General features: G+C 50.1%; 4 protein-coding genes. All 4 read right to left on the reverse strand.

Going from position 1 to position 26,114, the window contains the following annotated elements; all coding sequences use genetic code 11:
- Window position 1 precedes the first annotated feature (1 nt).
- A complete protein-coding gene (locus SB724_RS06715; protein ID WP_410570514.1) occupies window positions 2–6,217 on the reverse strand; it encodes a beta-ketoacyl synthase N-terminal-like domain-containing protein in 6,216 nt (2,071 codons plus the stop codon).
- Window positions 6,214–12,369: a type I polyketide synthase gene (locus tag SB724_RS06720; protein ID WP_410570516.1), complete on the reverse strand. Its 6,156-nt coding sequence runs from the start codon at window positions 12,367–12,369 to the stop codon at window positions 6,214–6,216. Before SB724_RS06720 ends, SB724_RS06715 begins: the two co-directional genes overlap by 4 nt.
- Window positions 12,370–12,391: 22 nt before the next feature.
- Window positions 12,392–20,110 (reverse strand): type I polyketide synthase, encoded by a 7,719-nt coding sequence (locus SB724_RS06725; protein ID WP_410570518.1) that lies wholly within the window; start codon window positions 20,108–20,110, stop codon window positions 12,392–12,394.
- A gap of 4 nt (window positions 20,111–20,114) precedes the next feature.
- Window positions 20,115–26,114 (reverse strand): beta-ketoacyl synthase N-terminal-like domain-containing protein (locus tag SB724_RS06730; protein WP_410570520.1); only part of this gene is annotated, 6,000 nt, incomplete at its 5' end.

The raw sequence follows: 26,114 nt of genomic DNA on the forward strand, positions 1-26,114 counted from the left end.
TTTACGGTCTTGTTTTGGCGGGCTGCTTCAGCATCTCACCATGCACATTCAGTATCTTTTCCTGCAGCTGCAGGAAGCTGTGTTCTGTCATTCCGTCTGCCGAATATAAAACGCCGCAAAATTCAGAAATCGTTTCGGCTGCGCTGTCTTCAGCCAATAACGTCATATGATTGGATACCGCCACATCCATGATGGCAATGTTTGTCATACGCTCTTCCCACTGGCTCCAATAGTTGACGAAATCAGCGGATAAAATATCAGCCCTGATTGTAAAATACGGATCAAGCTCACCCAAGAAAATACCGTTTTTATTTCGGAAATAATAGCATGTCACTCCGTTCGGATCCGGAAGCGGCAGGAGTTCGTAATCAGTGATTTCGTAAGCGTCCTGAACATTTATATTCTGCCTGATCAGATTTTTCACCAACGCGTCCGTCTTCGTTAACCCCCGCTGTTTGGCTTTTGCGATTAATTGCTCTAAAAATATGTCTTCATGAAGATCGGCATTCAGTTCATCACGATGAATCAAGGTTTCAGAAATGCGTTCCGGATGTTGATAAATCGGTGCAAATAAAGCCATGTTCACCGTCTGCAGCATCATATTTTTATCAAATAATTCATCAGGAATGTTTATTTCCCGCGCACCCGCCGCGTCAAAGGAGTCGAGCATGACGATTGATTCAACGGTTTCTCCAGCCAGCTGCAATTGCCGAGTGACTTCATAAGCGAGCATGCCCCCTAATGAATAGCCCCCTACATCGTAAGGACCCCGGGGCTGCACGGTACGTATGAGCTTAACGTAATACTCGGCCATGTTTTTAATGCCGCGGATCGGTTCCCGTTCCGTCATCCATCCTCTTGCCTGAATTCCGTAAAAAGGACGCCCGGTCCATTCGGCAACAGGCTGGTACAGTTCCACTGCCCCCAGCGCGGAATGAAACCAGAAAATCGGTCTTCCCTTTCCACCCGGGTTAAGACAGATCAGCTCGGGCGGTTCTTCATCATCTGTCTCTTCTGATATATCGTTTTGTTTCGTATGTTCCCGATGTACTTCCTCAGTGTCTTTTTGGACAGAACCGGTCAGATACCCGGCTAATGTTGCAATTGTCGGATATTCATAGACCAGATTTGCCGTAATAGACGCTTGATAGGTTTTATTAATGGACTGAACCCATTCCACACCGATAATAGAATCCAGCCCCATCTCAATGAATGCCTCATGCTCATCAATATCTTCCGGCTTCAGAAACAGGATGTCCGCAAGGCTTTCTTTGAGCTCTTTGCGCAAAGTGCCGTCAGAGATGCCGGCAAGGGGCGTTTTTGCTTCCGGGATTTGCGGACGTACCGCTGTTTCCTCCGCTTCAGCATACTCGGGTTTCTTTATTTGCCCCGCAATATATTCCGCAAGCTCCTTAAGCGTCGGGTGTTCATACACCTTATTGGCAGTAATCTCAGTGTGGTGCGTTTTATTTACTGTTTGTATCCATTCAACCCCGATAATGGAGTCAAGCCCCATGTCGATGAAAGGCTCATCAGCATCAATATCTTCCGGTGACAAAAATAAAATATCTGCCAGGCTTATCCTCAATTCTTCAAGCAATGTTCTATTGTCTTCGAAAACGGCTTTTTCTGGCTGCTGGACAGAAACAGTACAATCCAAAGGCTGTAACACGATCGGTTTTTGCAATGTCTCCGGTTCAAACGCTCTCATTTCGATCTCAGTTAAAGGAGTCAGAGAAATCAGCCCTTCATGTTCAGGCTGCGGCGAAGACGGGAGAACGGTTTGCGTTTCAGACTTTTTCATGGCTTGACCTGGTAAAGAACTGTTTACATCAGCCGCCCAATACCTTTCTTTTAAAAACGGGTAGGCAGGCAGCGGCGTTTTATAATATTGCCCTCCGTCAAAAAGCCGTGTAAAAGGAAGATCATACCCTCTGCAAAAAAGGTCAGCGATATGTGCCAGGCTTTCTCTGTACTGTGCGGGCGAAGCCGCCGAGCGGCACTGTTCAATGCATTCCATTCCGAATGTTTTCATTCCGGCTTCTTCTGCCGGCTTCTGATCCTTCAAATTGGACACAAACACACCCGGAAGCTCTCTTTTTACAAGCCACTCCGATAATACCCGCTTCAGTTCGTCCGCACTGCTTACGATACAGGCAAACCGGTGATGTAGATGCTTTCTGCCGAGCAGGAGCGTATAACTTATATTTCCCAGATCGCTGTCTTTGTTCTTGCTGAGTGAATCCAGCAGGCGTTCTGCCTGAATTTCCAGCTGACGCTCCGTCCGTGCAGATAAAGGAATGAGGCAGGCCGGTTTTGCCGGTGAGCGGCGCACAGTTTGCGGCGCCTCTTCAATCACAAGATGGGCATTTGTTCCGCTGAATCCGAATGAACTGATGGCGGCTCTGCGCGGTGCATCCGGATTCCGTTCCCACGGTATCAGTTTTTCATTCACAAAAAACGGGCTGTCCTCAACTTGAATATGCTGATTGGCTTGATGAAAATGCAGGGAAGCCGGAATCTGCCGGTGCTTCAGCGACAGCAGGATTTTAAACAGTCCGGCCATCCCCGCGGCCGCAGCGGCATGTCCGAGGTTGGTTTTTACAGAGCCGATGGCGCAATATCCTTTTTTATCCGTATAGCGGCGGAAAGCGCGCGTTAAGGCGCCGAATTCGATCGGGTCGCCCAGTGCAGTGCCCGTTCCGTGAGCTTCCACCATTTGAATGGTTTCCGGATCAATGTGAAAATTGTCATAGACATGCCGTTCCAATCGTTCTTGAGAAAGCGCGCTTGGTGCGGTGATTCCGTTTGTAGCGCCGTCCTGATTCAGTGCAGAGCCTTTTATGACGCCGTACACATGGTCTCCGTCACTAACGGCGTCGCTAAGACGTTTCAGCACCACCGCTCCCACGCCTTCCCCCGGCACGAACCCGTCCGCGCTTTGATCAAACGTATGGCAGCGCCCGGTCGGTGACAGCATATTCGCCTTATTTGACGACTGATAAAAAGCGGGAGTGGATTGAATGAAAACCCCGCCCGCCACCGCCATTTCCGTTTCTTTCGTCCAAAGCCCCTGACATGCCAAATGAATGGCTGTCAACGAACTGGAACATGCCGTATCAACAGTGATCGCCGGACCTTGTAAATTAAGATGATAGGCGATCCTTGCCGGAGTGACGGAATTATGATTGCCCCAAAAAGCCTGCGCGGGCCCCTGCTGTTTAAAAATGGCCTGGTAATCTCCGCCGCAGGAGCCGGCATACACGCCGCATTCCCGGCCTCTTACCGAGTCTCCCGCATATCCCGCATCTTCAAGCGCTTTCCATGATTCTTCCAAAAACAGCCTCTGCTGGGGGTCCATATAGGTCGCTTCACGTCCCGATATATGAAAGAAAACGGGGTCAAAACATTCAATGTCCTCTATAAAACTGCCATACTGGCATTGGCTGTCAGAGACATCCCATCTGTCTGCTTTTTTAATCAGATCCCGTCCGGCGGCTAAGTGTTCCCAAAACTCTTGGAGATTCTCCGATTCAGCAAACCGCCCGCTCATCCCGATAATCGCGATCGGTTCTTTTTCAGGTAACACAGCTGCTGATTTTACTGTATCGGCCGGATCCTTTTGTTCGGGGCGGTACGTCATTTGATACGGCTCAGAAACGCTGATGACGATTTTCCCGATATTTCCGCGGTCATCCAGACAGTGATACGCTTCTTTTATGTCTTCAAAGGAAAAGATTTTTGAGATGACAGGCTGAATGACTCCCTCTTCCGCCAGCCGCTGCAGTTCCAATTGATAATCCTTGACCTGATCCGGATTTTGAAGGGACAGCTTCCGCAAATCCACGCTGTGAAACGATTGATTGTTATGAAGGACGGACAAGTCGACTGATTTAGCGGATTTCAGCGCAGTCATGGCAATTTCGATATATCTTCCGCCCGGTGCCAGGCAATTCATTCCTTTTTGCATGGCATCACCGGCCAGGGTATTAATGACAACATCCACCCCACGGCCGCCGGTCATTCGCATGATTTCCGTTTCAAAATCTTCTTCTAAATAGCAAATGGTATTGTGGACCCCGAGCGAATGCAAATACTCAATTTTTTTCTGTGATCCGGCCGTTGCATATATTTCCGCGCCGATATGCCGGGCCATTTGCACTGCGATCAGCCCCGTTCCTCCCGTCGCGGTCTGAATTAATATTTTTTCGCCTTTTTTAAGTCCGGCTTTCCGGAAGGCGTCTATCATTGTCACCGCCACGGTGGGAAGAGCGCATGCTTCTTCAAAGGTCAGCCGGGCCGGTTTATGATAGACTTGATGTTCTTTACATGTGATGAGATTCGCCTGAGATCCAAATTCCTCTCCCATACCGACAATCACTTCATCACCTGGAATGACGGATGTTACATGCCTCCCTGTCTTGATCACGACGCCGCTTGCTTCAAATCCCGGAGTGAACGGATAAGGCGGCATCGTCGGGTACAGCCCTCTGACACAAAGCAAGTCTCCGAAGTTTAAAGAAAAGGCGCGGACGGCTATTTGAACTTCGTCATCTTTTGGCTCGGGCACTTCACTGCGGGCAATCATCAGATCTTCAATGCCGCCCGGACGGTCAATCACAACCCGGAACATTCCCGAGTCATCGGACTTTGCGAAAGAAGGCGGCATACGTTCTTGTTTCGGTTTCTGATAACCGTTTTCCTTTCTTTCCGTCTGCAGAGGTTTTTCAGCAGGCCGTTCTTCCTGAAGCGCCGGGCGGATTTTCGCTCTTTCGGTCTCCAGAGATGAGGCTATGATGGTTTCGTATTCTTCCGAGATATAACCGGTCAGCAGTTTCACATGATAGTAATCAAATAAAATCGTTGTCTGCAGTGTAAGATTCAATCTCTTATTAATCTCGTTAATCACATTGACGGCCAAAATGGAATCAATGCCGTAATCAGAGAAATTCAGTTCTTCCTGAATATCCTCTTCTTTCATTTTTAATACATCGGCAATACTTGTTTTGATGACTGAGCGGACATGGGAAGCGACCGATTCCCCATCAGCCTTAACAGCTTGATGCTCCTCTGGCGCGCGGCTGCGGGAAACAGGCTGTGCGGGCTTTCGGAAAACTTCGGCCGGGGCGGCGTATGGCTTTCTGCCGTCTCTGATCCCTTGCATCCGGACGAGTCCGTCACTCTCAGCTGCGATAATCTGCTGACCTAAATCATGAGCCGTTTCAGCAGGGAAACAAACCGCTCTGTATCCTTCCGAATGCAGCACACACTCCCACGATTTTGGATATAAGCCGGGACTTCCCGGAATCCGAAGCTCAGCATCCTCATAGGACCACCACCCGTCAAGCAGCCCGAAGGTTAAATGGGTAAAAACAGAACGATCGCTGATTTCGTTTATCAGAATCATCCCGTTGTATTTCAGGAGCGCTTTCAGACGGCGAAGTGTCAAACCGATATTTTTTGTGGCGTGAAGCACATTGGCGGCGATGACAATATCGTAAACACCCGTTTTGATATTTTGTGATTCGCAAGGCTCCTCCGCATTAAACAAGGCCGTTGTCAAATACGGCACATCAGCTCCGTATTCCTGTTCGGCATGCATTAAAAAAGCTTTAGAGACGTCCGTATAACAATATTCCGCAATCTGTTTTGCAAATGGTTGCAGTTTTGTAAACAGCATGGCGCTCGTTCCGCCCGTCCCGGCCCCTACTTCTATCAGCCTGATGCGGGCATCGGGGTGTTCTGTAAGATAGGCTTTCAGGTAAGCGGCCGCGGAATCTGCTAACACTTCATTAAAATAATCCGCGACAGGATTATGCTTATAAACACCTTCAACGAGCCGCATTGATGAATCGGGAAATACGATATCCGTAGCCGGACGTTCCCCTTTTAAAATGGAAGGCATCGCTTTTATCGTCGCCTCAGCCAATTCAGCTTGCGCAAGCTCCCCATTGGGAAGCAGGCGTTTATGGGCATTCCACTCATTCCAGACTGTGCGGCCGTCCGGGCGCTGATCCGTGAGGAGGGTGATCGTGTATCCGTCATACGCGATATATCCGTTTTCTTTTAATAGATTCAGGCTTTCTTCCAGCCATCTGCCGTATGTGCCGATCACGCCGGCGCTCCGCATGGATGCTGCAGGTGTAGTGACAGGCTCGCTGAAAAACCCGATTGACTGTAATTGGTAAAAGAGCAGTTTGCAAAGAAGGCTGTTCATATGCGCAACTCCATTTCTTGTTTTAAAGTCTCAAGCCGTTCATTCCGATCCGGATTTTGCCGCTTGACGCTTTCCATAAATGAAGGCTTCGGGCCGGATACAACCGATATTGCATCTTGATCCGTCAGTGCGGCTAAGCCGTGCGGAGCAGCTTTGATGAATGCCGCTTGGCTGAACGGTTCTGATAGTAAGACTTCCAGCGCCTCCATTGCTTCATCGGGTTCAATAGAACCGATCCCTGACGCCTCCATCCGTTTTCTGTAAGACGGGTCTGATACAACGCCCAGACTGCCCCAATATCCCCAATTCATGACTTTCACTTCACAATCAAGCAAGGAAGCGATATGGCGGGCAAAGGCGTCTTGAAATGTACACCCTGCCGCATAGTTGCTTTGCCCGGCATTTTTTGTGAAAGAATTAACGGATGAGAAAAACAGCACAAAATCAAGCGGTTCTTCCTTAAAAGCTTCGATCATTCGGACGCTCGTATTCACCTTAGCTGAATAAGCATTTCTGAAAGAAGCTTCATCCATATTCGCCATACTTTTGTCGGCAAGCGTTATCGCGGAATGGATGACTCCCGTTATATTGCCGTATTGCTCTCTTACGGAACGGACGGCCGCTTTAAGCGCTGCGGCATCTTGAGCATCAGCCTGTATATAATGCGGCGCGGGGCCTGATAGCGCCAGCCTGTCTATTTTGCTCTGAATCTCCTGATCCTTCGGCCGCCTGCCGATCCATATTATCCGTGCCTTGTAACGGGTGGTCATGTATTTGCTCCATGCTTCTCCGATGCCGCCCGCTCCGCCGATGACAGCATAAACGCCGCCTTCTCTGTACGACATACGCGGAGCGGAACTTGTCAGCATCCGGACTGTTTTTTGCTTGTGCCAAGCTCCGTTACGGTACGCGGCAGCATTTCCGTCCGGATCTGGAGGGAGGCGCCAGATGTCTTTCATTTCAGACGAATCACTGCCTTGTTCTGTATCAATCAGCCTGATGTCCCAGTTCGGATATTCTTTTGCCAATGAACCGATCAAACCGTGCACGCCTGCATGCTCAGGCTGCGGCAGATCACCCGGATACACGGACTGTGTCTGCCGGGTGACCGCCGTAAAGCTGATGTTTCGATTTCCATACCCGAGTGACAGCAGCGCTTTGATGAAACGGAAACATTGGATCACCCCATTCTCCTGCTCATCAAGCATTTCCTGACTGACGGATGCGGGTGCGAAACGATCCGGCGCAATCCATAAGAAATGGCGGATATCCTGATATCCGGCTGTCAATTCACGTAATGTTTGCTCGCTTGAATGATCCGGCGTCTCCGCCAGATGGGCGCGGGGCCACATTTTTGCCGCAGCCTTTATGGTCTTTCCCGGCTTTCCGATGATCAGCAATTGTTCCTGATCAACCGCTCGATTTTCTTCCAGAGAAAAGAAAGTTTTGTCCCAAACAGGGGCAAGCATCGCCGTCTGAACTTCCTGCCGTTTGCTTTCGGTTTGGTTTGTCTGCCGGACAGCCCGGCAGGAAAATCCTGTTAATCTCATACAAACAGCGCCGTTTTCATCACATAAATCAATATCCAGCGTCAGCGCTCCGTTATCTGACCGATCGCTCTGTTTGCGGACAAGCGCCCACATCGTTTTCTGAGTCGGCTGAAATATTTCTGCCTGCCTCAGGGAAAACGGCAGCATCGGAGTGTCTCCGGCAGTATCTGAACCGGCACCCAGTGACGCCTGAAACGCGGCATCTAGAAGACTCGGGTGGATGACAAACTGATCGGCGGTAATGTCTGCCGATTCCGGCAGCGACAGCCGGGCTGCAGCGCCCCTCTCTCCGATCATCAGCTGATCAATTCCTTGATGGCTCGGCCCGTATATCATACCCGCATGCCGGAAAGCCTGATAAACCTCATCAGACGTCATAACCGATTGGCTGCAGCCGGACAGCCAGCCCTCTAAGTGAACAGACGGAACCGCTGCTATCTCTCCTGATACCGCGGTTCCTTTACTGTATAAAATCCGTTCTCCCCCGGGTTCTTCCGATAGGCTGTAAATCGTAAATTCAATGTCTTCATTTTCCTTAAGGATAAGTCTGATATGGACTTCTACATCCGTCCCCTTATGAACGACAGGCCTCATCCATATGAGATCTCTCAAATACAGTCCTTTACGTCCGTCCGGCAAAGCGTATGCCGCCCGCTCAACGGCCGCCCTGACCATTTCGATCACGGCGGCTCCCGGGAGCACCTTCTCCCCATTAACTGTGTGGTCAGTGAAAAAGAATTCCCGTCCGGTAAAAACGGATGTGAATTTCAGCTCCCACAGATCGGATGTGTTTTCATGAAGCAGCGGATGGATCACCGTTTTGCCGTCATCCCTTTTTGAAACCGCCTCGGCTTCATCTTGAATCCAGCATCTGACCTTTGCAAACGGATAGGCGGGAAGGCTGATTCTCCGGGGTTTTTGTCCCGAATATAACAAGTTCCAGTCCACATCGACTCCCTGCACCCACATGTTCAGCAAATGACCGTACTTTCTCTTTTTCAGCCATTTGACCATGGCTTCCTGCAAATCTTCATCAGATTCAAACACAGCAACTGTCTCATGATTTCGCTTCGCCCGCCCCCTGTAAAGATGCGGTGCGTTTTCATTTTCCAAGTACGATCTGAGCTTGTCCTCCAGCTCCTTAAGGGAGTCCGCAATGAGAGCCAGCCGCTCATCCATCGCTTCCCGCCCCGCTTGTAAAGTGTACGCGACATCAAATAAGTCCGGCTTATCCGTATGCTTCTTTTGAAGAAAAGCAAGAAGGCGCTCCGCATATTCTGTCAGACGCTCCCCATTTTTCGCAGACAGCAGAATGACAGCCGGCTCTTGGCTGCTGATTGCTTGTTTGACAGGAGCCTCATATTCTTCAATAATGATATGCGCGTTAGAACCGCCCGCACCAAAGCTGCTGATCCCTGCCCTGAGCGGCTGTTCTTCTCCGTCTGCGGCAATCCGTTTCCAATCTGTTAATTCCCGGCAGACGGAAAACGGTCCTTCACCAAATTGGATATTCGGATTTAAAACATCCGCATGCAAAGATGGGGCGATTTGTTTGTGCTTCATCTGCAGCAGCACTTTTGTGACAGCGGCGATGCCTGCTGCCGATTCCCCATGTCCGATATTTGATTTGACAGACCCGATGAGACATGTTTCAGGAACATCACCGAATGCATCGGTTAAAGCCCGGATTTCAATCGGATCGCCTAATTTCGTCCCTGTCCCGTGCGCTTCCACATAGCTGATCTGGCCCGGAGATACCCCCGCTTCCTGTAAAGCTTGAGAAATGACTTCGCTCTGCGCCTTGGGGTTCGGTACGGTGTAACCGCTCGCTCTTCCGCCGTGATTAATGGCAGCTCCTTTAATGACGCCGTAAATCCGATCTCCGTCTTGTACGGCGTCTTCTAAACGTTTAAGAAGCAGCACCCCGACTCCTTCTGCCGGAATATAGCCGTCACCCCCGGCGCCGAAACTCCCGCAGTGTCCTTTAGATGAGATGAACTGCCCCTGGCTCAGCATGAAGTACTTGTTAGGATGAACGGTGAGATTCACTCCGCCGGCAAGCGCCGCGCGAATCCGATGATCCCGCAGATCCCGGCACGCCATGTACAATGAAGTCAGAGAACCCGAACACATCGTATCGACCGAAATGCTCGGCCCTTGAAAATCACAAAAATAGGAGACACGGTTAGCAATTGATGCAATCCCGCCGGGGAGCCCGATATGCCGTCCTTTCACTCCCGCTTCAGCCGCGAATAGCGGGTATTCCTGATACATGACACCGGCATACACACCTACCTGACGGCCCAGTTCAGGTGATGTCCTCGTATATCCCGCATCCTCCATCGCCATCCACGCATGCATTAAAAACAGCCGTTCCTGAGGATCAAGGTGTTCCGCTTCACGGGGGGAAATCTTAAAGAACTCAGGATCAAAATCGGCGATCCTGTCAATGAATCCGCCCCATTTGCTGTAGATCGCTCCCGGCGCCGTACGGTCCTCGGAAAAGTAATGTTCCCATTTCCAGCGGTCTTTCGGAATTTCGGTAATGCAATCCTTTCCTTGTTTGAGATTTTCCCAAAACGCATTGATATCATCGGCCTGCGGATACTTGCCGGAAATTCCGACAATGGCAATATCCAGCGGGTTTCCTTTCGTTTTCTGACGGCTTTGATTCCCGGATGGGGCAAAAGACGCATTTTCAAGCCGATTTGGCTGAAGCACTTCTTTCACAGACGCGTTTTTCAATTCCGCCAGCTGTTCTCCGGTATGGCTGAGGACTGCGGCGTCAAATGAGAGAAATCCGTCTTTTTTATGTTTGATTGTATTCACCACATAGACGGTATCAGACATGACAGGTCCGTTAAGCGTCAGCCTCTCAATCATGAGCGGGACGTGAATCCGCTTTTTCAGCTGCAATTCTTCTTCACCGAGCGACATATAACAAGAATTCAATATAAGCGGGTCAAATGCAAAGTGATGCAGATCGCCTTTCTCTTTTTTTCCTGATAAGTCCAGCTGCAATAAAAAGGAGCTCTCACTCATTTTGTATCCCGCCGTTACCGTTTTCAGCATCGGGCCTATCGTGAAGTCGGCAACCGAATCGTACAGACGGGAAATAACATCCGGCGCTACCTTTTGTGCATGCGCCTTCATTTGTTCAACGTCATATGATTTTTTTACGGGTGCCTCTGTATATCTGATTATTTCTCCTTCGGCACATGTCTTCCGGCTTTCTTTACCGGAAACAGAGCAGCTTGCGGTAAAGCGTTCGGCACTCTTTTCTGCTGCAAATGAAATGTCAACATGTGCGGCCTCTCCCGGCTCCAGCGTGACGGGCCCGCCCGTAAAACGGATATCTTTCAGCTCGGCGGGATACGTGTCGGAATGAGACGTTCCGGATGCTTCAAGCACCAGACACGGATACACTACACCCATCAGTGCCGGTTTGCCGAAAACCAGATGATCCCGAAGGAATGCTTCATGTTCATAGAAAGTAAATGTCTGACTGCCTGATTGCGTTTCAGAAACCGGTGCTGCATCCGCAACAAGACCGGAAGATTCAGCTGTTCCTTTTGTTTTTATGTCTTCAAGCAGCTCGGATATACTGCTGCATTCAAATAAAAGAGTCGGATTCAGCCGCAGATCAAACGCCTCTTCGATGTCTTTAATAATGGCCAGAAGCTGTGACGATTCAAGACCTAATTCAAAAAACACGGTGTGCGCATCATTTCTTGTGACAGGACGGCCTACGTATGTTGAGAAAATGCGGTATAAGGTTTCCTCCATCTGCTGAACGCCTGGTGACAGCTGCCGGTCTGTCCGCACCTTTTTGGCTGTCAGGCCGAGCAGTGAAGCAATATGCGCACCGCTGGGGTTGTAAAAGTCAATATCCATTTTCACCATTTCAGACGGCGTGCCGGACTTTTTCGAAATCACCGCGTAACAGCGCTCCGTAACCGTCTCAGCGGCAATAAACGAATCATAATAAATCGGTAAAAACAAACCGGCGCCTGCAGCTGTCTGCAATACGCCGGAGGCCATGGCGGCACCGTCCATCAGCGCGGGGTGAAAGAGAGCGCCGGGGAGATTTTCCTGGCATGAATCAGACTGCCGAATATCAAGGAAACATTCCTCTTCATTTGCATAGATCTCTCCCTCCGGCTTCATCAGCCCGTCATGCGTCAGTCCGCGGCTTCTCGCGTCTTCGTAAACCGTATGCAAAGAGACTGATGGAAGTGCGGCTTGTTGTTTTTTCTCCCCTGCGTCAAGGCGCCTAGCTGATGAGAAAACCCCTTCATGCACCTCCGCTGATAAGAAAACCGTCCCGGAATCCGCCCCGCAAATCGAGGCTGTCCAGAACTCCTTTTCTTTACTGAATATGACACTCACATCAAGCCGCTCTGACCGCTTCACTGATAAAGGATGATAAATGGTCACCCGTTTCAGACAGATGGAACGGAATGAAAGATCAAGGCTTTGCTTTGCCAGCTGATACAGCATATCAATATAGGCCAGACCGGGCATGACAGATTCTCCGTGAACAAGATGGTTTTTCATAATGGGATGTTCTGCCGTCAGGCGCAGATTCACTGTTTTTTTCATGGTTAGTCCCCTTTTAAAAACGTCACATTGTCACCTGCCAAAACGAGTCTGCAGGTGCAGTGCTTGTCTCTGCTTTTTTCTCATATTTCTTTAAAAGATCCGCAATGTCTGTTTTTTCATTACTTGTTTTTTCCGCTTCATTCTCCGTGCTGTTCCAGCCGCCCAAAAGCGGGTAGTGTTTTTTTCTGAATTCCGGCGGCTGAGGCGCCCGGTGATGTTCCCGCTGCCTTTCACCTCTGTATTCCTCAACGAGGATATGAGCATTTGTCCCGCCGTCAGGAAATGAACTCTGAGCTGCGACGCGGGGTTTCTTCTCTGAATGCCAATCAACGGGTTCACGATTAAAATGAATACGCGACGCTTCAAAGTCATAATGTTCAAATGGCTCACGCGCTGATAAGAAAGGCGGAATCCGCCTATGATAGACGCTCAGCACACATCGGATGAAGCCCGCAAGACCTGAAGACAGAAGCAAATGCCCTACATTCGGTTTCACCGATCCGATCCGGCAGGGCAGAAGCGTTTTCCGGTTCAGCTGATAGACATCTGAGAGCGCCTTGATTTCCACCGAATCAACGATTGGGGAACCGCCTCCGTTCACTTCTATATATCCAATGTCTTCGGGCGACTTTTCCGCCATGTCAAGCGCATTTTGAATGGCCTCTCTCTGCGCTCTTATATTCGGTGAACCGGGACCGAGCGTCCGGCCGTCATTGTTTACCGAGACGGCTTTTATGACGCCGTAAATACGGTCTCCGTCCCGCACCGCATCGCTCAATCGTTTGATAAAAACCGCCCCCGCTCCTTCTCCGAGCACTTCTCCCGCTGATTCACGGTCGAATATATGAAACACGCCGTTCTCATTTAAAATATGGCGCGCTCCGAATAACCGGTGCGCGGACGGAGATAAGAGCAGACTCACCGAACCGACTAAGGCCGCGTCAATCCTTCCGGCCAAAAGGGCGTCTTTTGCAAAGGACAGCCCGATCAGCCCTGAGGAACATGCTGTATCCACGACAAGGCTCGGCCCTGTGACATTCAAAAATCGTGAAATGTTGGCCGCCAAATAGTTTTGCCCCGCCCCCAAAATCGGGTTAGGCGCCTGCAGGATATGTTCCATACCGGCTGAAGGCTGCGCCCTGCCGCCGATGTACACGCCGACTTTCCGGCCCGATAAATCCTTTTGGCCGTACCCGGCATCATAAACGGAATGAACCGCTTCTTCTAATATGATCCGCGCCTGAGGGTCCATAATTGCCGCGTCTTTTTCAGAGATGCCGAAAAAGCCCGCATCAAACATGTCGATATCATCAATCCACCCCGCATAATCTTTTGCATTTGCTGTTGCATGCCAGCGCGATGCGGGGACAGGCCGAATGGCGGTGTTTCCTTTCATCAGCAGCTCCCAAAAAGCATCCGTTCCGCCCGCCCCCGGAAAACGGCAGGACATACCGACGACGGCAATATCGTCTTCGGTATCCGCTTTCGGCTTCATGGATGTTCTCTCTTCAGCGGCGGCGGTTAAATCAGGCTGGACGTCCCTGTCTTGAACGAAACCATTTTCTTTTGTCACAAAATCGGCTTCATGATGCGCTGCGAAATAGTCAACCATTTCTGTAATCGTTTGATATTGAAGCATTAAGGACGGTGTTAACTTTATGCTGATCCGTTTTTGCAATGATTGAACCAATTCCGCAAAGAGTATTGAGTCAATCCCGTATTCATCAAACGGCATATCATCTTTTATCTGCTCATCCGTCATTTTCAGTTCTTCACTGAAGACTGTGCGCACCCATTGACGAATCATATCCTTCACCTTTTGGTCACCGGCAGTGCTTTTTTTCACGGGAGCTTCAGATTTCTTCACCTTCAGAAGATCACCAAAATCAGTCTCACTGTCTTCTGGAACACAAGGAATTCCGCAGCTTTGTCCGTTTAAAATGATGTAATCTAAAAACTTCAGTCCGTCTTTGGCAGACAGCCTGGAAAGTCCTGATTTTTGATAAGCAGGTGTTTCCGGCAGGCCTTCAGCCATGCCGGTTTCTTTCCAGACGGGCCATTGAACGGCTTTAACAAACACGTTTCCTTTACCTGCTTGATGATTTGCAAAAGAGTCCATAAATGAATTAGCCATCGCGTAGTCACTTTGCCCCGCAGCAAGCGAAGGGATCAGGCCCGAAACGGATGAGAACAAAATAAAAAACGACAGCGGCTCATTCTGAACGGCTTCATAGAGACCGCGAAGCCCTGTTACTTTCGGCGTGCAAACGCTTTCGATTTCAGTTTCGGTTTTGTTATAAAAAGCGGGGTGTTCTCCCATTGCACCCGCGCAATGAAAAATGCCGGTAATCGGTCCCATCGTACCGCGGATACTGTCCGTCATGTTCCGGAGCCCCTTTTGATCCGTAAGAGAAACGCTGTAATAGCGGATCTCCGCGCCCCGCTCGGCTAATCTCTGCATCCGCTCGGCTTTTTCCGGGAGAATGCCGTCCTTTTTCATGTCTGCCCACTTTGAGGAATCGGGAAGCGGCTCCCGCCCCATGATGACCAGTTTCCTGCACCCGCGTGAAACGGCATGCTCCGCCGCAATTGCGCCGATCCCGCGCGATCCGCCCGTTATTAACAGCACATCATCAGACGAATAGGAAAGCTCAGGCGCCGCCGAAACATTCATACCCTGCTTCAGAAACGGCACATAACGGCGATTCAGCCTGTAGCAGCATTCACTGACGCTTTTGGCCCGCGGCTGTAAAAATTCAGTCTCAATCTGTCTGCTTAATTCTTCTGTATGCTCAATCTCACAATCGCTATCTATCGTAAAAGAATGAATGTTGGCATACTCAGCGCCCAGCATCCGGTACAGCCCCGCCGTTTTCGCCCCTTGCATCAGAGGTTTACTTTCCTTGAAAGGCTGGAGGCGGTGTGTCACTTGGCTGAACACAGCGCCGCTATGACGGAATGATTCAAGAGCCTGCTGTAAAAAGGCAAGCTTTCCGTGTTCTATCTCTTCCTGCCGTTCATATTCCGCGTCATATGCGGTTATGTCGACGACCCCGAGTATGTGTTTGTTTTGAAGAGACTCCCGCACTCTGCCGTAAAGGTTTCGCCCCGATGCGGCGGCGTAATAATCGGCGCCGTCTTTTGCCTGATGGATGAAGCAGATCGTTTCAATATGGCTGTTTCCTTTAAAAAGAGCATCGGCCAATCGGCGCGTCTTATCAGTTGCAAGTATCATTACTGTTCCTGATAATGCTTCAGATTCCGCCGGATCTTGCTGCTTCCAGTCTTTTTGAAGAATGATCTTTTGGTTTTCCGCCGGTTCGTCTGTCTGTTTCCGGATATCCGCGGGCACAGGCACCCAATACCGCTCCTTCGCGAACGGATATACAGGAAGGCTGACCCGTTTCGGCTTCTCTCCTTCGTATAACAGGCTCCAGTCAACGGCGGCTCCTTTTGCCCACTCAGTGAGCAATCTGGAATATTGCTTGTTTTTCAGCAGCCCGGCCATTCCTGCTGATGATATATCATCTTGAGCACGTCCCCGGAAACATCCTTCAATTTCTGTTTTCCGTTCAAGCACATCCTTCAGTTTCGCTTGCAGGCCGCAAACGGATGTAACGATCAATGCCAGCCGTTCAGGCATCGCTTCTCTGCCAGCTTGAAGCGTGTAGGCCAGGTCTTTAAGGTTGACTTCTTTTTCCCGTAAAAAGCGGTCATACCGTTTGACATATTCTAATAGGCGTTCTTCATTTTTTGCCGAAAGCAGAAACAGAACCGGCTCGTCTTCCCGTATATTCACCGATTTCTTTTCAGCCTGCAGCGGCAGATATTCTTCTATGACAAAATGGGCATTGCTCCCGCTGGCGCCAAAAGAACTTAAACCCGCTCTTCTCGGCTGGTCAGAATGTGACGGCCGTTCCCATTCTACCAGCCGGTCCGCCACATAGAACGGCGTGTCCGGAAACGGAATATGGGGATTCAGCGTGTCCGTGTGCAATGACGGAAAGATTTCTCCATGCTTCAGCTGCAAAAGCACCTTTGTTAATCCGGCGATCCCGGCGGCTCCTTCTAAATGGCCGATATTTGATTTGGCAGAGCCGATGGCGCAAAACCGCTTCTTGTTTGTCCATTTGCGGAATGCGCGGCTCAGCCCTTCAATTTCAATCGGATCACCCAGAGACGTGCCTGTTCCGTGGGCTTCAATATAGCTCAAAGTCTCCGGATCAATACCGGCACTCTGAAAGGAATCTGTAATGACTTCCGCCTGTGATGCCGGATCAGGCACGGTCAAACCGGATGTTTTTCCGACATGGTTTAAAGCGGAGCCTTTTATGACGCCATATATCGGACAGCCCATTCTTTCCGCTTCTTGAACGGTTGTCAGTAACACCGCGCCGACGCCTTCTCCCGGCACATAGCCGTCACCGCCGTCGGCGAAGCTTTTGCAGACGCCTTCTGAAGACAGAAATCCGGCATTCGCCAAAAACGCATATTTATGCGGATGTGTGACCGCATTCACACCGCCGGCAATGGCGAATTCGCACTCCCCCCTTTTAATGCTTTCACATGCCAAATGTATGGATGTGAGCGAAGAAGAGCACATCGTATCAACAGCCATTGACGGCCCTGTAAAGTTCAGGCAGTGAGACACGATATTCGGAACAGAGGCAGGCGTCACGCCCATAGACAGCGGTGTGCCCCGCTGTGTGATTTCAGCGCCGAACAGCTCATAATGGCTCCAAAACACACCTGCGAATACCCCGACGCGTTTTCTCTTTTGTGAAGATGGCCCGCGCGCCGTTCTGTCCTGATAAAAACCGGCATCTTCACAAGCTTCCCAAGCCGTCTCTAAAAACAGCCGCGCCTGCGGGTCCATCATTTCAGCCTGACGCGGAGTCAGATTGAAAAACAGCGGGTCAAAGCTGTCTATGCGATCTAAAAATCCTCCGTAACGGTAGAACTGATCTGCTTCATATGAGAAAGAATAACCTTTCCATCTGTCTTTCGGCATTGTTGTGATGCAGTCTTTACCTGAGCGCAGATTTTGGTAAAATTCATCGATGCTTCCCGCCTGGGGATATCTTCCCGCCAATCCGATTACCGCAATATCGTGCTCTTCTGTATGTCTCTCTTGTTTTCGGCTCCTTCTCTTGACAGCTGCGTTGGATAATGAAGATCCGTTCTTGTCTCCCTTTGGACCCAATCGGCCCATGCTTTCAGTTACAGCGGGCTCCTTCCCGTATAAAATAACGGATTGCAGCTTGCCGAGACGCAGCATATATTCAAGTGAAGCCATCCCTTCCCCGGCCGGAAGCGGGCTGGTGCCAGTTGCATCATTCATGATCTCTTTCATCAAGCTGTCAACCTGCATGCCGCCATCTTCCCAAAGCGGCCAGTTGATCGTCATAGAAGCCCCGGTCCGTTCGCCTTTTTCCGCTTTGCAATCGCGATATTTCATATATTCATCCATAAAAGCGTTCGCTGCGGCATAATCTGTCTGGCCCGCATTTCCGGCCAACGCCGAGAATGAGGAAAATACGGCGAAAAATTCAAGCGGTTCATGCCGTGAAGCTTCGTCCGTATGAATCAGGCCGCTGATTTTCGGCAGAAACACCTGCTTCAAGTCAGAACTGTCTTTTTGGATGATAAATTGATCTTTTAAAACACCGGCGCAATGAAAAATACCCGTCAGCCGGCCGAAGGTTTCTGTAATCTGAGCAAATGCCCGCTCTGTTTCGGTTTTATTGCCGATGTCCGCTTGAACGTAAAGAACTTCTGCGCCCAATGCTTTCAGTCTGCTGATCTTCTCAGACTGTTCCGCCGAACGGCCGATGAGTGCGAGCTTCACCTTTTCTTTTTCTGCAAGGTGACGGGCAAGCAGAAATCCAAGACCGCCGAGACCTCCTGTAATGACATATACGCCGTTTTGTTTCCAAGGAGACTGTGTCTGCCCGTCCAGTTTCTCAATACGTTCGAACAATCTGATCTGCCGCATATTGTCTTTATACCGAATGTCTGTGCAGCCTGCATAAGAGCAGTATGCTTCTGTTCTAATGATTGCGGCCGTCTCACTTGGCAATCTCTCATTCTTGTCACAGAAGGTGATCACCTGAGTGCGAAGAGCCGGATTTTCCAGATGTGCCGTTTTCAGCATAGCCCCGAGAGCGGAAGACAATGCCGCTCCATTCTCGACGGCGCATACAAGCTGAATCAATGTATGTTCTTTCGGATGGTCTGTCAGTTCCCGTTTGAGCATACGAAATATGCGCTCGGCATCTGCTCCAAACTGCTCATCTGCAACCTCATGCTCCCTTTTCAGTTCTATCACTTCCGCTTCCGGGCAATGTGCGCCGAGTTCACCGGTGAGACGGGGTCCTGCATCGGCAGCGATAATGAGATGACGGGTGTGTTTTTGCCCGTTCTGCACCGCCGTTTCCAGCGGATGATCTTTCCAGGCGGGTTCAAAAAACAGAACCTCATCAGCGATGTCAGCATCTGATGTATGCCGTTCTTCGGCCGAATCTTTCAGCACACAGCCCGCTTCATTGATAAGGTAATCCGCAAGGCGGCGGACAGATGAATATTCAAAAAGCAGTGTCGGATAAAACTGCTGCTGAAAAGTCTGCTCTAATATCTTTACAAGCTTCAGCAAATGCGCCGAGTCAAGCCCCATATCATAAAAGCCTTTCCGCACATCAATATCCTGTGCCGGACGATTGATCAGCCTGGCGATTTCCGTCTTTATGTAAGTCGCCATGTTTTGTTCCGGCGTTTGCTGTTCAGACACGTCTTCTGCGGCCACAGGACTTTCGGGCTCTCCACGGCCGCTTCTGTTCTGCTGAGGCGGCTTCTCTTTGTCTATCAGATGGGTAATCATATTCGCTTGTCTGACCCTTTTTACTGTCAGTTTCTCACATTCGGCCAATACGTTCCCTGCCCTGTCGTAAATCGTGAAGTCGGCCGAATAAACATCAGGTTCGCTGTCTGATGCGCCGCTTTCAGTGCGGCTGTTTTTCGCAGAATAAGTGTAAATCGTTTTCGGAAACGGCTGATACATGCAAAAACGATTGATCATAAAAGGAATATAAGGTGTGTCATTTTGCTTTTGGGCCGACAATGCAAAGGAAGAGCCGGCAAGGGTGGACGCATCTAAAAAAGCCGGATGCGCCTTAAATTTCTCCCGGAATCCTTCAGCCAAATCACTCAGAGTAAGCTCCATTAATTCTTCTTTATCCTGAAGCTGATAAACGGCCCCTTCATTTTTCATAAACTCGCCATGCTCAATATGGCTTCTTCTTGCAATTCCGTAAATGTCATGCATGTCCCATTTTCGGCTTGCGTTTTTCATGAATGCTTCAATATTCAGTTCTTTTGCCCGCGGCGTGTCTTCTTGCAAATAAAGCTGGCATTCCATATTCTCATCCCGGTTTCCGCCAAGCGGTGTGCCGTTTTTTGCTTTTTCGCTAGTAATCTCAACTTTCCAGCTGTCACGCGCCGGCGTAAAAGTCACATACAGGTGTTTATCAAACTCTTCAGATGTTACAACAGGCTGCTTAAAAATAATCTGTCTTAATTCTATAGGCCTTTCACCGAGATACCCGGCGGCGAGCCGATACAGCATATCTATTAAAGTCACGCCCGGGAGGACGCGGATTTGATGAACGCGATGATCCCGGACGATATAATTCGTATGGCTGATTTTCTGCAGGAACGTTTTGACTTGATCGGTGGCAACTGCCAATCTATCACACCTCGCTTATTTCAAACATTGCTTCTGTGCCCGCCTCATTTTCTTCCGCTTCGGACAACTGTGCTTTTTCAGGCCAATACCGTTGTTTTCGGTATACTGTCTGGCCGCCTTTCGGATCCATGGCCGCTTTTCGCTCTTTCGGAATTCCTTCGTTGCTGACAATGATATGGGCGTTATTCCCGCCCAAACCGAACGCGCTGACCCCGGCCCTGAGTATCTCTTTTTTTCCGTTCCACCGCTTCAGCTCAAGCACAGGATAAAGCGGCGAATCATTAAATTGAAAGCGGGGGTTCGGTTTATGGCAATGCAAAGTCGGCGGCAGTTCTTCATTGGCAATCGCCAGCAAAACTTTGATGATTCCCGCCGCGCCCGCCGCACTCAGCAAGTGGCCGATATTGCTTTTGACGCTTCCTACACCGCAAAATTGTTTTTCATCGGAATAAGCAGACAAGACATTGGTTAATCCCTTTAATTCAATCGGGTCGCCGATCAATGTACCGGTTCCGTGCGTCTCTACGTATGTCATGGTGTCCGGCTCGATTTCCGCTGATTGAACCGCCTGCTCAATCAAGTCCTGCTGCGCCCGGGGATTCGGCGTCGTCACGCCCATTGTGCTGCCGTCATTATTTATCGCAGAACCGTCAATAACGCCGTATATTTTATCTTCGTCTTCTATCGCTTTTTCGAGCGGCTTCAGCATCAGCACTCCGCAGCCCTCTCCGATTCCTGTTCCGTCCGCATCGGCATCGAAAGATTTTGAACGGCCATTTGGCGATAAGATTCTCGCCGCGCTCATTGTGAGAAAAGGTTTTTCATCAAGCAAAATGTCAACCCCGCCCGCAAAGGCCGCTTCCGCTTCTCCATTTTGAATAGCCTGCACGGCCAAATGAATTGCCGTTAGCGAACTGGAGCAGGCCGTATCTACGACCAGGTTGGGCCCTGTAAAGTTATAAATGTGCGCCATATGTGCGGTAATAAAATTTTGCCCCGCGCCAATAATCGCGTCTTTTTGCAAATATTGAAATTTCTGATGAAACGCACCTGCCCTTGCACCGGCAAAAACGCCGATACGGCGGCCCCAGAGATCCTCTTTTTGATAACCGGCATCGGCCAAAGCTTCCGCGCTCACTTCGAGCCACTGCCTTTGCAGCGGGTCTATCATCGGTGCCAGCGTTTCTGAAATATTAAAATACTCCGGGTCAAATTGATCAATATCGTGAATAAAACCGCCCCATTTACTGATGCTTTTTCCTTCTTGATATTCACCCGGCTGATAGTGTTCCCCGGTGTCCCATCTGTCCGGCGGAACTTCAGTGACGGCATCCGTTCCGCTGCGGAGATTCTTCCAAAATTCTTTTATATCCCCTGCTTTCGGAAAATGACAGGCCATGCCGATGATCGCAACCTTTCCCCGTTTCCCGGGCTTATCTGCCGTTTTTTTGCTCCGTTTCGGCATCTTCTGCAAAGGGAACTTCTCTGCGGGAACCGCTGCATCTGCCGAAAAAGCTTCCGGACAATGTGCGGCTAAATAATCCGCGAGCTGTTCTATGGTAGGGTGTTCCAGAAGGACAGTCGGATCAATTGAAACGGACGGCAGTTTTTGATCGATCTTTGTCAGCACTTGCGCCAGAAAGATAGAATCCATTCCGTATTCCTGAAAAGGCACATCGATATCCATATGTGTTTCATCGATACTCAGCTCTTTTGCCAAAAGCGACCTCAGCCAAGATTGAATATCAATCCGGTTATGGTCCCGTTTTTTTGTTTCAGGAGGTTTGGAAGCTGTTCTCATTTCTTTATGGGCGGCTGGCTTGGCATTTTCCAGCGCTTTGATGTCCCAATCATGTTTCACTTGTGACGGCAGCACGACAGCTCCGGGTCTTTCTCTTAAAATGTAATCAAGCATCTTGAGACCTTCCGCGTCAGAGTGCCGCAGCAATCCCGTTTGCTCATAAATCCCGCTTTTTATATCCCTGCTCATGCCCGTCTCATCCCATGCCGGCCATTGTATGCTGATGATGCCGCTCTCATTGTTTTCTGCAAAATAGTCCATATAAGAATTAGCCATCGCATAATCGCTCTGTCCCGCCGCAAGAATCGGGACGGCTGCCGAGACAGATGAAAACAGGACGAAAAATGCCGGCGCATCATCCTTTACACTCTCATACAGACTGTGAAGGCCGTCTGCTTTCGGGGCGAGCACCCGCGCAATACTGTCTTTGGATTTGCGGAGAAAAGCAGGGTTTTCACGGTCCGCAATTCCCGCGCAATGCAGAATGCCTCCGACAGGTCCGAGCGTTGAGGTTACCTCTTTTATAAGCCGTCCGACTGCCTGCTTATCCGTCAGATCAACTGCTGAGACGCACACTTTTACGCCTTGTGATTCCAGCTGCCGGATAAGCTGTATTTTTTTCGAAACGACAGGGTCTGTTTGCTCAAGATCCCACTCGGTTTTCGGCGGCAGCTCCTTTCTGCCTGTCAAAAGCAGTTTCTTCACACCGTATGCGGAAACGAAATGCTTGGCGCATAAAGCGCCGAGTCCGCGCGTTCCTCCGGTTATCATCAGGACGGCGTCTTTTGGAAACGCAGTCCGGTCTGTTTGCACGGCTTCTGGTTCAATCTGATCAGTCTGCCGAAGAACATAGCTGAAGCGCATGCCGTCCCTGCAGCAAACAGCAGATTCTGTTAAGTCTGATTCAATTTCTTGTTTAATAAAAGCGGCTGTCTGCTCCAGCGGCTCTTCAGGATCAATATCGGCGTGACAGGTGAGAATATGGCTGTATTCATGCCGCAGCATGCGATAAAGCCCCGCTTTTTCAATACCATGCATAGCGGCCGCCTTATTTTTGAAGGATTCAAGCCCTTTTGTAAGATAAAGCATTTTTATGTTTTCTTGTCCGCGGCCGTATTCAATCAGCTGCTGCAGCGATGCCACCCAGCTGATGTCCTGCCGCTTTTGTCGTGAGCCGCAGCCGGTGAAGTCAATAAACCCCGAATAGATGGCCGCATTCGGCCCCTGTAAAGAAGAGATGAGCTGATTTTCCTGCACAATGTCAGCATCATTCAGCTGTTTTTTCACCTCGGCGGCAAGGTCTTTTGTATCCTCGGAGACGATGAGCGCTATTTTGCTGTTGAACGGCTCGGATGAAGACACTGCCTCGCACGGTTCCCATGTTTTTTGCAATACTACTGTTTTTTGATTCGAAAGCGGCAGCTGCTCCCGTTTCGGCACCCAATAGCGGTCGGCTCTGAATGGATAGGAGGGCAGGCTGATGCGGCGCGGCTTACTGTCCGTATACAGCTGCTCCCAATCCGTGTCAAATCCGTTTGCCCAGAGCCGCAGCACTTTCCTGTATTTCTTTTTCTCAAGCCAGGCGCTGACGAGGTCAGCAGCGTCTTTATCGTCTGAGAACATGGAAATCGTGTTATTCTCGCGTTTTTTACGGCCGCTGATGATATCTTCGCTGTTTTTTCCCAACAGAAACGCGTTCAGTTTTTCAGTCAGTTCCTCTGCGGAGCCTGCAATGATTCCCAGCCTCGCTTCCATCGCATCCCGTCCGGTCTGCAGTGTGTATGCGGCATCTGCAAGATCGATATAGCGGGATGATCCGTTTTGGATAAAATCGCGAAGGAGACGCGCTCTTTCTTTCAGCCGCTCTTCATTTTTAGCCGACAAAACAAAAAGAGATGACGCTTTCTCAGGGGTTTCCTGCTGTTCCGTCTCACTTTTGCCCATGTATTCTTCAATAACGATATGCGCATTGACACCTCCGAAACCGAATGAGCTTACACCCGCCCGGCGGGGCAGGACCCGGCCGTTTTCATCACGCAGCGCTTCCCACTCCTTTGTTTCTGTCACAATGTAAAACGGGCTGTCCTTCAATTTGATATGGGGATTGATGTTCTCGCAATGCAGACTTTTGGCGAGCGTCCGATGTTTCAGCTGCATCAATACTTTGATAACGCCCGCAATACCTGCTGCGAGCTCCAAATGTCCGATATTTGTCTTCACTGAGCCTATCCCGCAATATCCGCCCGGAGCCCCGTCTGTTTGGAAAGCTTTTTTCAATGCATTGATCTCAATCGGATCTCCGAGTGCCGTTCCGGTTCCGTGCGCTTCTATATAAGTGATGGTTGACGGGTGAATACCGGCTTTTTGATAAGCGCTTTTCAGCACATCCGTCTGAGCCTGCGGATTCGGCGCGGTAAGTGACGCTGAGCGTCCGCCGTGATTTTCCGCTGTTCCGCGGATGAGGCCGTAGATGTGATCCCTGTCATGCTCTGCCTCTGAAAGCTTTTTCAAGACAATCATGCCGGCACCCTCTCCTCTGACATAACCGTCAGCCTGATCGGAAAATGTTTTGCAGCGCCCGTCTTCACTGAGCATGCCTGCTTTTTGAAAACCGATATGCCCTTCAGGCGTGACGATCGTGTTGACGCCCCCTGCGACCGCCATATCACAATCTCCCGTTTCAATGGCTTTTACCGCGCGGTGAATGGCGACTAAAGAGCTTGAACAAGCGGTTTCTACCGGCTCGCTCGGCCCGTGGATATCAAGAAAATAACTCATCCGGTTCGGCCCGACGGACGGCACGATTCCGGTCATCGTATACCCCTCGACAGGAAGACCCGCCTTATTGATTAAAGTTTGATATCCGCTTCCCAGTGTGCCGGTGAAAATGCCGGTTTTTGTTCCGGCAATCCGTTTTGCTGAGTACCCCGCGTCTTCAATGGCTTTCCACACATACATCATTAATAGACGCTGCTGAGGATCCATCATTTCAGCTTCTTTCGGAGATATCCCGAAAAACAGCGGGTCAAACCCGGCGATTCCATCTATGAAACCGCCCCATTTAATTGACGTTTTATTTACATCCGCTGCCGGATCGCCGTAATATTCGCGCCAATCCCAGCGATCTCGGGGAATTTCTGTAATGCAATGCTCCCCTTTTGATAAACGTGTCCAGAATTCATCTATGTCTTTCGCTTGCGGAAAAATACCGCTGATTCCGATAATGGCTATCGGTTCGGTTTTTTCTTCTGATTTTCCTTTTACGGATACGGGCGTTTCCCGCTTGACATGAACGGCCGCCGGAGCTTCAGCTTTTCTTATTCCGGCTTTTGGAGCGGTTTTTACACTCTCTCTTTCTAAGCCGCTGAATGCTTCTTTCCATTCAGATATCAAATGGCCGCTCAGTTTGCGCAATGTCGGAAATTCAAAGAAGATAGTCGGGCTGAGCTCAAGCTGATAAGACCGATTTAATAGATTTGTAAATTCAGTGAAAATGATCGAATCAAATCCGTATTCCGTCAGTTCGCTGTCAGCCTCAATATCTTTCATGCTTACCTTTAAAAGATCTGATACATGCCGCTTTAGTTTCTCTTGAACCCGATCTTTCAGATCTCTTGCATCTGTCTCTGCCGGAGCTTGGCCGGCGGCGCTTTGTTCTTCGCCCAGATCGAAAATATGGCTGCGAATCCGTTTTTCGTCGCCCTCTGCCACCATGACCTGATGTTCTCCGGAGGCAAAAACGGCGTACAGCGCTTGGATGCCTGAGGTCGATCGCATGGCTTTCATCCCGGTCTGTTCATACATCAGCCGTTCGGTCTCTTTGTCCACGCGCATACCTCCTTCTTCCCAAAGCGGCCAGTTGACAGACAGGGTCTGCCCGCTCCGCTCGTTGTCCCGCACGAGACGGTTCCGGCGGGCTGCATAAACATCCATAAATGCGTTGGCTGCCGCATAACCGGCCTGCCCCGGATTTCCCATGCCTCCCGCCAAGGAAGAAAACAGAATGAAAAAGTCCAGCCGCACATCTTTCGCTGCTTCATCAAGATTGATAAGCCCTTTCACTTTCGGCGCCATGACGGCCTTCCGTTCGTTTTCTGTCTGGTTCAGAATGTAGTTGTCAGCGATCACGCCTGCGCCGTGAATGATCCCGTCGAGTGTTCCGTGCTCCTCCTGTATGCCGCGGACGAGGGCGATGACCGCCGC

The sequence above is a fragment of the Bacillus sp. SIMBA_031 genome, from assembly GCF_046535225.1.
Classification (GTDB): Bacteria; Bacillota; Bacilli; order Bacillales; family Bacillaceae; genus Bacillus; species Bacillus velezensis.